The organism is Paraburkholderia fungorum (assembly GCF_046027605.1).
In the GTDB taxonomy this organism is placed as follows: Bacteria; Pseudomonadota; Gammaproteobacteria; order Burkholderiales; family Burkholderiaceae; genus Paraburkholderia; species Paraburkholderia fungorum_F.
Map to the genome: position 1 here is coordinate 274,388 of NZ_JAQQEF010000001.1, position 10,852 is coordinate 285,239.

12 protein-coding genes are annotated in these 10,852 nt (G+C 61.9%); 8 read left to right on the plus strand and 4 right to left on the minus strand.

Going from position 1 to position 10,852, the window contains the following annotated elements; translation table 11 throughout:
- The first annotated feature begins 328 nt into the window (after positions 1–328).
- The 5 genes from PQR53_RS01155 to PQR53_RS01175 all read left to right on the plus strand — a co-directional run bounded on the left by PQR53_RS01155 (position 329) and on the right by PQR53_RS01175 (position 5,763).
- Positions 329–1,804: an ATPase domain-containing protein gene (locus tag PQR53_RS01155; protein ID WP_408450736.1), complete on the plus strand. Its 1,476-nt coding sequence runs from the start codon at positions 329–331 to the stop codon at positions 1,802–1,804.
- Positions 1,805–1,810: 6 nt separating this feature from the next.
- Entirely contained in the window at positions 1,811–2,161 is a 351-nt protein-coding gene (locus PQR53_RS01160) for a response regulator (protein ID WP_408450738.1), read from the plus strand.
- Between the two features lie 125 nt (positions 2,162–2,286).
- Positions 2,287–3,720: an MFS transporter gene (locus PQR53_RS01165; protein ID WP_408450740.1), complete on the plus strand. Its 1,434-nt coding sequence runs from the start codon at positions 2,287–2,289 to the stop codon at positions 3,718–3,720.
- A gap of 16 nt (positions 3,721–3,736) precedes the next feature.
- Entirely contained in the window at positions 3,737–4,936 is a 1,200-nt protein-coding gene (locus PQR53_RS01170) for a CaiB/BaiF CoA transferase family protein (RefSeq protein ID WP_408450742.1), read from the plus strand.
- A 2-nt stretch (positions 4,937–4,938) separates the two neighbouring features.
- Positions 4,939–5,763 (plus strand): citryl-CoA lyase, encoded by an 825-nt coding sequence (locus PQR53_RS01175; protein ID WP_408450744.1) that lies wholly within the window; start codon positions 4,939–4,941, stop codon positions 5,761–5,763.
- Here the strand turns inward: PQR53_RS01175 and PQR53_RS01180 are convergent.
- Together PQR53_RS01180 and PQR53_RS01185 are read right to left on the minus strand one after the other, a co-directional pair.
- A complete protein-coding gene (locus PQR53_RS01180; RefSeq protein ID WP_179740482.1) occupies positions 5,751–6,515 on the minus strand; it encodes an IclR family transcriptional regulator in 765 nt (254 codons plus the stop codon). The two genes, PQR53_RS01175 and PQR53_RS01180, sit on opposite strands and share 13 nt — an antisense overlap.
- A 96-nt stretch (positions 6,516–6,611) precedes the next feature.
- Complete coding sequence (locus PQR53_RS01185; protein WP_408450746.1) at positions 6,612–7,076, minus strand: DUF4126 family protein; 465 nt, start codon at positions 7,074–7,076, stop codon at positions 6,612–6,614.
- Positions 7,077–7,617: 541 nt separating this feature from the next.
- Between PQR53_RS01185 and PQR53_RS01190 the strand changes: the two genes are divergently transcribed.
- On the plus strand, positions 7,618–8,496 hold the full coding sequence (locus PQR53_RS01190) for a LysR family transcriptional regulator (protein ID WP_408450748.1): 879 nt from the start codon (positions 7,618–7,620) through the stop codon (positions 8,494–8,496).
- On the opposite strand, the gene PQR53_RS01195 is transcribed toward PQR53_RS01190, so the two are convergent.
- Positions 8,493–8,747 carry a hypothetical protein gene (locus PQR53_RS01195; protein ID WP_323046269.1) on the minus strand — a complete coding sequence of 85 codons (255 nt, stop codon included), beginning with the start codon at positions 8,745–8,747 and terminating at the stop codon, positions 8,493–8,495. The genes PQR53_RS01190 and PQR53_RS01195 overlap by 4 nt on opposite strands.
- A gap of 61 nt (positions 8,748–8,808) precedes the next feature.
- Entirely contained in the window at positions 8,809–9,324 is a 516-nt protein-coding gene (locus tag PQR53_RS01200; RefSeq protein WP_408450750.1) for a lecithin retinol acyltransferase family protein, read from the minus strand.
- 459 nt (positions 9,325–9,783) lie between these two features.
- Here PQR53_RS01200 and PQR53_RS01205 point away from each other — a divergent pair, with 459 nt between their 5' ends.
- On the plus strand, positions 9,784–10,071 hold the full coding sequence (locus tag PQR53_RS01205; RefSeq protein WP_093637794.1) for a hypothetical protein: 288 nt from the start codon (positions 9,784–9,786) through the stop codon (positions 10,069–10,071).
- Positions 10,072–10,076: 5 nt separating this feature from the next.
- Positions 10,077–10,847 (plus strand): PP2C family protein-serine/threonine phosphatase, encoded by a 771-nt coding sequence (locus PQR53_RS01210; protein WP_408450752.1) that lies wholly within the window; start codon positions 10,077–10,079, stop codon positions 10,845–10,847.
- Positions 10,848–10,852: the final 5 nt, after the last annotated feature.

Sequence of the window (10,852 nt, forward strand, 5' to 3'; positions counted from 1 at the left end):
GCGAAGCGCGATTGCCGTGCGGCAGCGGTCCTGTCGTGGCGCCGCGGCAATCGCCGTCGCCTGCAGATTTGCATCGTTTTGAAAAAACCGCTTCCGCACTGCGCCAATACCTGCCTGTCGCCCGCACCCTTCGCGCACGCATTGCGATGCGCGCCGATACCTCGTCGGCCATGTGGGCGCGGGCCAAGGCGGGGTCCCCTGCACCCGCGGCCGACACGCACCATGCGGCCCCCGCGCTGGAACGCAGCTTGCTGACACGGTTAGTTTGAGCGATGCGCAGTCTCGTTGCACGCTATCGCACCTCCGCATTTTGAACGACATACCGACAATGACTATCCGCGACTCTCAGACATCCTCCCGGTCCAACGTGGAAACAGGTGTCCCCGGTCTTGACGAAATTCTGGGTGGAGGCTTGGTCAGCGGCGGCGTGTATCTGCTGGAAGGCATGGCCGGCGCGGGCAAAACGATTCTCTCCAGCCAGATCGGTTTTCATCGTGTGAGCCGGGGCGAAAAGGTGCTGTACATGACCTTGATCGCCGAGTCGCACGACAAATTGCTGGCGCATCTCCGAGGCCTGAGTTTCTTCGACGAAACCGCGGTCGCCCAGCAAATGCTGTTCGTCTCCGGCTATCACGAACTGATGCAGGGCGGTCTCGATGGCTTCCTCAAGCTGATTGCGTCGAGCATTTACGACTACCGGCCGAGCCTCATGATCATCGACGGCTTTCGCAGTGCACGCGAATTCAGCGAAACCGAGTTGTCGCTGTCGAAGTTCATCCACGAACTGAATGCGCTGGTCGCGGCCATGAATTGCACCACGCTGTTGCTCGCGCCGCTGTCCGGCAACGAACCGCATCCCGAGCACACGCTGGTCGACGGCCTGATCGAACTGAACCGCTATAACGACGGCATGCGCCGCGCACGCGAAATCGAAGTGCACAAGATGCGGGCGCGCAACCATCTGATGGGCAAGCATTTCTTTCGCATCGCCGAAAGCGGACTGTTGATGTTTCCGCGTCTGGAGTCGAAGGGCGCGGTGCAATCGGGTCCGGTCGATCTGAAAACGCGGCTCGGCTTCGGCCTCCCGCATCTCGACAACCTGCTTGGCGGCGGTTTCGCCCAAGGCTCCACGACCACGCTGATCGGGCAATCAGGTGTCGGCAAAACCTTGCTCTGTCTGCAGTTTCTCGCAGCCGGCGTGGCGCGCGGCGAACCCTGCCTGTATCTGGGGTTCTATGAAGGCCCGCAGCGGCTGATCGGCAAAGCCGAGGCTGTCTCGATCGCTCTCGCCGACGCCTACCACGACGGCCGCCTCATGATTCAATGGCAGCCGGCCATCGAACTGGCAGTCGACGAAGTCGCGGCGAACGCGCTGGCCATGGTCAGGCAGACCGGAGCGAAGCGGCTCGTGATCGACGGCGTGGAAGGCTTTCGCGACTCGGCCCTGCGGACCGAACGCTTCGGCCTGTTACTGAACGCGCTGCTTCATCAACTGCGTGAAGCCTGCGTCACCACGATCCTGACGGAAGAATTGCCGCTTTATGCCGGCCCCGGCCACGCGAAGAGCGTGCGGGTCTCCGCGTTGACCGAGAACCTCGTGCTCTTGCGCTACGCCGAAACGGAAACGGGTTTGCGACGCATGATCTCCGTGGTCAAGCAGCGCGAAAGCGCGCACGACACGTCGCTGCGCGAACTCGTGATTTCGTCGCAGGGCCTCGACGTAATCGGCGACCCGGGCGGCACGCCCGGCGTGTTTCCCCCGCAAGGCCTCGCTGCCGTGCTGACACCGCGACGAGATACGTAGCCGCTCATGAAAACCATCCTGGTCGTGGACGACGAGTTCGACATCCTTACGGTCTGGCGACTGTTGCTGGAGCGGCACGGCTATACCGTGCTGACGGCGTCCAATGGGGCCGCCGCACTGGAACTGATCCGCAAGACCCGGCCCGACATCATCGTGTCGGACTGCATGATGCCGATCATGTCGGGGCTGCAACTGTGCGCCATATTGAACAACGACCCCGATCTGCGCGCCATTCCGATCATCCTGTGCAGCGCCGCCGCGGATATCCCCGTGCAGCCGAATCCGACCATCGAGTACGCGCGCAAGCCGCTTTCATTCGACACCCTTCTCGCGATGCTGGAGCGGATGGCCGTTTGACTGACTAGGTAAAACCCCGAATTCCTGGCAAGCGTCACACAGACTAACCTCGGCGCATTCATTTAATAGAACATCGTTCTGTCACACAGAACGATGGATGCGAGAGACTTTTGAAGGAGCATTCCATGGCAAGCCTGCCGATCGACGCACCTGGCGCGTCGCCCGATTCAAGCGCCGGTGCGCAGGGACTCACGACCGGCATCAACGCGCGCATCGACCGTCTGCCCGCGACGCGCACGGTATGGATGCTGGTGTTCCTGCTGTCCATCGGCGGCTGGTTCGAGTTCTACGACCTCTTCTTTACGGCGTATGTCGGCCCCGGCCTCGTCAAAAGCGGGCTCTATGCGACGACGACCGCGTCGTTCTTCGGCGTGTCCGGACTCGGCGCCTTTGTAGCGGCGTCGTTCGCCGGGCTCTTCATCGGTACGTTCTTTTTTGCGGGCATGGCGGATCGCTATGGCCGCAAGACTGTGTTTACCGTTTCGCTGCTGTGGTACTCCGCGGCGACGCTGATCATGGCGTTGCAAACCACCGCGCCGGCCATCAACCTGTGGCGCCTGATCGCGGGCATTGGCGTGGGCGTCGAACTGGTGACGATCGACACTTACGTCAGCGAACTCGTGCCGAAACATCTACGCGGCCGTGCGTTCGCTTTCGTTCATCTGGTGCAATACACCGCCGTGCCATCGGTCGCCTTTCTGGCGTGGTGGCTGGTGCCGCAAACGCCGTTCGGCGTCGATGGCTGGCGCTGGGTCGTGATCATTGGCGCGCTCGGCGCGGTCGTGGTGTGGGCCATCCGGCGACGCGTGCCGGAAAGTCCGCGTTGGCTCGCGCAGCAAGGCCGCGCCGCCGAAGCGGAAAAAGTCCTGCAAGCACTCGAAGCGAAAATCGCCAGCCAATACGGCAAGCCGCTGCCCGCAGCGGTACCGACTGTCGAGCCGGCCACCACCAAGGCCGCCTTCCGCGAAATCTGGCAGCCGCCGTATCGCAAACGCGCGATCACGATGCTCGTGTTCAACCTGTTCCAGGCAATCGGCTTCTACGGTTTCGCGTCATGGGTGCCGACGCTGCTGGTCTCCAAAGGCGTGACGATCACGCACAGCTTGCTGTACTCGTTCGTAATCGCGATTTCGAATCCGTTTGGACCGCTGATCGGCATGGCGATCGCCGATCGCATTGAACGCAAGACGCTAATCGTGCTGTCGGCGCTCGGCATCGCCGTATTCGGCAGCCTGTTCGCGACGCAAACCTCGCCCGCGATGCTGATGACGCTCGGTGTGCTGATCACACTCTGCGGCACGCTGCTCTCGGTCGGCTATCACGCGTACCAGACCGAACTGTTCCCCACGCGCTTGCGGGCACGCGCCGTGGGTTTCGTGTACTCGATGTCGCGTTTATCCGCGATGTTTTCCGGCTTCATGATCGCCTTTGCGTTGCGCCACTTCCAGGTGCCAGGCGTGTTCGCGTTGATCACCGTGTCGATGGTGATGGTGATGGGGGCGATCGGCATCTTCGGGCCGCGTACCAACAACCGCAATCTCGACGAAATTTCGCATTGAACAAGAGGCTTCAAAGATGACGCTGCCGCTGGCTGGAGTGCGGGTACTGGATTTATCGAATGTGTTGGCGGGACCGTTTTGCGCGTATCAACTCGCGCTGCTCGGCGCGGAGGTGATCAAGGTCGAGCATCCCGAAGGCGGCGATCTTGCAAGACGATTAGGCGCCGACAAGGACGCCTCGATGCGCAATATGGGGGCTTCGTTCGTTGCGGTGAATGCGGGCAAGCAGTCCATCACGCTCAATCTGAAAGACCCGCGCGGCAAGGCCATTTTGCGCGACCTCGTCAAAACCGCGGACGTGCTGGTCGAAAATTTCCGGCCCGGTGTGATGACGCGGCTGGGCCTCGATTTCGACGCGTTGCGCGAGGTGAATCCGAAACTCGTCTATTGCGCGATTTCGGGCTTCGGCATGGACGGCGAGTTTTCGAAACGCCCCGCCTACGACCAGATCATCCAGGGCATCTCGGGTGTGATGAGCGTGACCGGCGATGCCGATAGCGCGCCGTTACGCGTCGGCTATCCGGTGTCGGACACGGTGGGCGGTCTTACGGCCGCGTTCGGCATCTGCGCCGCGCTGGTCGATGCCCGCGCGAGCGGACACGGCCGCATGCTCGACGTTTCGATGCTGGAGGCCACGCTGGCGACGATGGGCTGGGTGGTATCGAACTATCTGAACGCTGGCGTCACGCCGGAGCCAATGGGCAACGAGAACTTCACCGCCGCGCCTTCGGGCACTTTCAAAACGGGCGACGGGCCGCTCAATATCGCCGCCAACGAGAACAAGCAGTTCGCGAGTCTCTGCCATCTGATCGGCCGCGCCGATCTGCTCGACGACGCGCGTTTTTCCGAGCGCAACGCACGCAAGATCAATCGCGCGGCATTGAAGGCAGAGATCGAAGCAGCGCTGGCAAGTGACAGCGCAACGAACTGGGAAGCCAAATTCTTCGAAGCAGGCGTGCCCGCCGGGCGCGTGATGTCGGTGCCGGAGATCCTCGCGCATCCGCATCTGGAATCGCGTGAGTTCATCCGCGAATTCGCCGCCGACGGCAGCGCTGAGCGGCAACGCGTGACGCGTGCGGGCTTTCGTCTCTCCGACGGTGACACGGCGCCGACCACACCCGCACCTGCTTTATCGGCTCACACGCGTGAGTATCTCGCCTCGCTCGGTTACGACGACGCGCAAATCGACCACCTACGCTCCGAAGGAGTGATCTGAACATGACGCAAGCATTCGACGCCGCCAAGCTCGCCGCCGAGTACTGGAGCACCTCGATCATCGATATTCATCCCGGCTCGATCAAGGTGCGCGGTTTCCCGATTCAGGAGTTGATCGGCAACGTCAGCTTCCCGCAGATGATCTGGCTCATGCTGCGCGGTGAATTGCCTGACGCCGCGCAAGCGCGTTTGTTCGAGGCGGCGCTGGTGGCGTCGGTGGATCATGGTCCGCATGCGCCGTCGATTGCGATCTCGCGGATGGCGACCAGTTGTGGTTTGCCGTTGAACGGCGCGATGGCCTCGGCGATCAACGCGCTGGATGACGTGCATGGCGGTGCGGGTCAGCAGGCGGTCGAACTGTACGACTCGATTGCTGAACGCATGGAAGCAGGCGCCGCATTGGAGGAAGCCGTCGAGCAAGGTGTCGATGCTTTTACCGCCGAACATGGCAAGTATTTGCCCGGCTTCGGGCATCGTTTTCATCCGGTCGATCCGCGGGCAATCCGGCTTCTTTCGCTCGTGGACGACGGCGTCGAGCAGAAAAGTATCAGCGGACGATACGCCGCTATCGCGCGCGGCATTGAAGCCTTGCTCAAGCAGCGCAAGAACAAACCTGTGCCGATGAATATCGACGGTGCAACCGCCGTGATCTACGCTGAACTCGGTTTCGCGCCGGAACTGGCACGCGGCGTGTTCTGCCTGTCACGCGCGGTCGGCATTCTGTCGCATGCATGGGAGCAACGCGGACGCAACGAGCGCAACAAAGGCCCGATGCCGCGCCAGATGAGCTACACCTATACCGGGAAGCCCGAGCGTCACCTGTCCTGAACTTCGGCCGCGCGCCGCTGCGCATTGCGCATGGCGCGCGAGTCGCCGCCTAACGCATCCGTTGCGCGCGCGGCGCAATCGAACAGCGCGGCGAGATTGCGCTCGAAGAAAGCCTGATCGATGCGCGAGCTTGGGCCCGCGAGCGTCAGCACGCCACGCAAACTCTGACGCACACCGAATACCGGCATCGAGATCCCAGCCGTCTCCCGATCGCGCTCGCCGATCGATACACAATAGAAGTCCTCGCGAATCTTCTCGTACGGCTCGCCCGGCATGCCGCCGAACGCCAGCAATGCAAGGCCGCCGGAGCCGCTTTCCAGCGGCAGTACATCTCCTTCGCGCACATGAAAACGCACTGCATGCGTTGAGTCCACACGATGCAGACACACACGCACCGCCTCGTCGCGCACGTAAAAGGACACGCTTTCGCCGCTCGTTTCCGCAAGTTCGCGCATCAGCGGCACCAGAATATCGCCGACGTTCAGGCTGCGCTGATACAACGCGCCGAGCATGAAGGTTGCGGAGCCGAGTTGATAGCGGCCGTCGTCGAGACGCAGCAGCAGGCGGTGCTGGATCAGCGAGCCCGCGAGCCGTAACAGCGTGCTCTTGTAAAGCCCCGTGCGTGCCGCGAGTTCGGCGAGTGTGAGCGCGGCGTCGTCCGGCCGGAACGCGAACAGAATCGCGCAAGCACGATCGATGACGGCAACGCCCTCGCTTTCCTTTGAGTTTGATTTGTCCGCAGGCGTTGGCATGAGTTGGCTTGGTAAGCGTTGCTTCATATCGAAGCGGAAATTTTACGCTATGACGGGGGGCTGTCATACCTGCCGTGCCTCAAAAGCTCACTGCAATCAACGCAACGCCATCACAATCAACCCAGCACCAACGATCGCCACCGCGTCTTCGATCAGCGCGGCCGGCAAGTCCCGGCCAAACGCGCGTGCCAATGCACCTCTTGCCTTCGCGCCGCCCAAGGTGCCGATCACCGCACCCACCACCCCGGCAATCAGGCCACCGAGCAGGCCGCCATGCGCCGCTCCAATCGCCGCGCCGCACAATCCACCCAGCACAATACGGGTGCCGAATTGCATCGGCACGGTACGGCTAGGGGTTTTGGGCAATTGATCGGTAATCAGTTCGACGATTGCGAGCACCGTGAAGATGTACGGTGTGGCAGTAAAGCCGAGAAATGCCAGCGGCGTGTCCTGCAGCGGTATCCATCCGAGATGCGCCGCCCAACTGACGGCCGCGGGCGCGGTCATCGCACGAAGGCCGGCTATCACGCCGATTAGCAATGCAAGGACATAGACAGACATAGGGGACTCCGAACCAAGGCCAATACTGCGTGGTTGGACAAGCCGACGGCTTAACAGGACGAACGTCGGCGGAAGGTGTCAAGCATTCACATGCACAGTCAACTTCTCACCGCGTAAGTCGAGGCCGATCCGCAGTTGCCGGCTCGGTCTGAGCCCGCAATTGCCTGCTCAATTGCCTGGTTCATCGCTCCCTTTCGGTGTGGCCCTAGTGTCGCACGATTCGACTTTCAACCGTAAGCAAAGGACATGGGCCACTTTTGCGCAATTGGCAGCGGATTGGCGCGACGAACCGGTTCATGCGCGCAACCCATGATCCATCAGTTCATGCCGGGCTTTCGCATCATGCCGTACTCACTGTCAGACCGACGCCGCCACTGCCAAGCGCAACCCCAGCTATTGAAACACCTAGCATCGCGCCCGCGAACTTCCGTCTTGCGATCATCGCCGCTCCTTATGTGAAGCCGCAACTATCGGTTTTCCGGCGCTGACTGACAAACGATGATAAGTTAGTCGGCTCCCAAGAAAATCTTATGCCTTCGCCATGAGACCGTATCTCCCGTTGAATGCGCTGCGCGCCTTCGAATCGTCCGCGCGACATCTGAGCTTTACGCGCGCCGCGCTCGAATTGAACGTCACCCAGGCGGCCGTGAGCCAGCAGGTCAGAGCGTTGGAGGAACGGCTGGGCACCGCGCTCTTCAAGCGTCTGCCCCGCGGACTGGCCATGACGGACGAAGGCCTGGCGCTCCGCCCGGTTCTCACCGATGCGTTCGACCGCATCGAAGCCGTGCTCAAGCAGTTCGACGGCGGCCATTTTCACGAGGTGTTGACGGTCGGCGTGGTGGGCACCTTCGCGGTGGGCTGGTTGATGCCGCGGCTCAAATCGTTTCGCGACGCGCATCCGTTTGTCGAGTTGCGGCTGCTGACGAACAACAATCTGGTCGATCTCGCCACCGAAGGCCTCGACTTCGCGATCCGTTTCGGCGACGGCACCTGGCCGGGTTCGCTCGCCACGCGGCTGCTCGATGCGCCGCTCGCGATTCTGTGCGCGCCGGAGATCGCCGAACGTCTGTCCGAACCCACGGATCTCGCCAATGAAACCTTGCTGCGCTCCTATCGCGTCGACGACTGGATGGCGTGGTTCACGGCCGCCGGCATCCCGCCCCGGCCGATTCGCGGACCGGTGTTCGATTCATCGCGGCTGATGGTGGAAGCGGCCATGCAAGGTGCGGGTATCGCGCTGGCGCCGGCTTTGATGTTCGATCATGAGATCAATACGGGCCGGCTGGTGCGCCCGTTCGAGGTGGAAGTGCATGCCGGCAGTTACTGGCTGACGTGGCTGAAGGGCAAAGCGATGACGCCGGCAATGCTGCTGTTCAGTCAGTGGATCATGAAGGAAGCGGCCTCGCACATACCAGGCTAGCAAACCGACGCGAGACGATGGCCGTTCATCGCGGGCCGCTCGGCTTGCGGCGGAAACACGTTCCATGAGCCGTCGTTGTGACGGAAGAAGAAGATCGACAGCAAGCCGCCTGGCCGCAGTGCTTCCACGCAGACGTAGCGTTGATGTTGCGATGCGCTGTGGCAGAACCGCACGACGCGCGCGGGCATCGACGGGGTGGGTGCGAGCCATTTATCGACGGCCCAGTGCAAGGTCTTTTCCGCGGCAACCATGATGTGCTCCCTGATCCTTGAATTAATGAATTCGTGAACGCCTGAACTCGTTACCGCTCGCTCACGCGAGTTGGGCGGCAACGTGGCCATCCTTCGCAACGCTTTCGACAAACGCCTTCACCAGACACACCAGCGCGTGCATGCCGGTGCGGGGATGCCGCAAACAGCAATGCACCTGTTCGCTGTGGCTCTCGCCAAACAGGCACCATGCGCAGAAGTGCTCGCAGTTGTTCGTCAGCAGGCGGTAGCGGTTTTCGCCGAGGCGGGAGCGCGCACGGCGCACGGCTTCGTCGCCGACGTAGCGGGCGCTCGACGTCGAGCGGATCGTCATTGAATGGCCGGCGGCGAAGCGGGTCAAGTCCACTTCCTCCACCGGGCCGCGATGCGCCGAACTCGCGAAGCCCGAGTAATGGACCACGCGGCCATTGCCGACGTAAATGCCGTGGTGTTCGTAGCCCCGCCGTTGCGTGATGAGATGCGCGCCGATCGGCAGGTCGATGGTCGACACGTCGTCAGGGCAAGCGTCGCGGCATTCGTCGTGATCTTCGCTGCTCGCCGGAAGTGGGTTCGTGTTCATGGCTGGTCTCGCTTCAATATCCAACACTGTTGCGAGAGCTTTTGCATCATCCGGGCCATGTACCGAAAAGCCTTTATTTAAAGGACTGACCGGAATGACGAGGTGTTTTCAGCGCGCCAGGTGTGCGTTGTGAGCCGACAGAAAACACATCGATGTGTTGGCCTTGGTCGATCATTTGGAGCGCTGGCTGAGCGGCCACGAGCGGGTCGATCAAGGTCTGTGATCCCGGGCCGATGTGTTGGGTCCTGCACCCACGCACACGCACGGATGTTGGTTGCATTCCGACCTCCGCGCGGCCACATGAACCCATGCGGCATCCGCCAGCACCCGGAATCGCCGCGCTATCAACGCGTTGCGATAAAGTGCGCGGGCGAGCCGCAAATTGGCATGGCACTTGCACCATCACGTTCATTCCTTTTCAACCGCGCGCCAGACGCACGTGGCAAACCGGAGAACGACATGGCTTCCATCACAGTGAATGACCTTTCCCTAAACCTCGCGCTCGACCGTAAAGCGATGGCGGCGATCCGCGGCGGCGGCGGTGCGCCGTGGGTGTACGGCTGGATTCAGCCCTATGTGCGGGAAACGCCGAGCATCGGTCCGGTTGTGAACCTGTACGACATCTCGAACAACTTCTATGCTAACCAGATGATCAACACGTTCCAGTCGGTGGATGTGCGCAACACCGGCGCGAACTCGAATATCAACGTTTCCCCGGATGCGCGCAGCAGAAACGATATGGTGTAGCCCTTGTGACCTGTCCGAGCCAATTTCGATGGATGTCGTCCGCGCGTTCCGACGCCGGACGTATCCGAGAAATCAACGAAGATGCCTGCCTCGCCCAGCCCGAACCCGGCCGCTGGGCCGTCGCCGACGGCATGGGTGGGCACGCGGTCGGCGATCTGGCGAGCCGCCTCGTGATCGATACACTGAGCCGGCTCGCGCCGCCGCTCGCCATGAAAACCGGTATCGCCGACGCGCGGGCCCGGCTGCAAGCGGTCAATCGCCAACTGCGCAATGAAGCCGCGCGCCGCCAGGTGCAGCGGATCGGCAGCACGGTCATCGTGCTGCTCGCCTGCGACCGCTTCTGCGGCTATCTATGGGCCGGCGACAGTCGCCTTTATCTGTATCGCGCGGGGCAATTGCGGCAACTCACGCGCGATCATAGCCAGGTGGAACAACTCAAGTCGCTCGGCGTGATTACCGACGAAGAAGCGCGCCATCATCCGGCGCAGCACATGATCACTCGCGCGGTCGGCGCCACGGATGTACTCGAACTCGATGACGATGCAATCGAAGTCGCGGACGGTGACGTCTTTCTGCTATGCAGCGATGGTTTGAGCAACGAGATCAGCGATGCGGAAATATTGGAGGTGCTGACCTCGGTGGCGTGTGAACGCGCGTCCGATGAACTGGTCGAGTTGGCCATCGCGCGCGGTGGACGTGACAATGTCACCGCGGTGGTGGTGCGAGCGGAAGATCCGTATGCATCCGATAAAACCCTGCTGAATCCGGCGCCCTGAAAGCG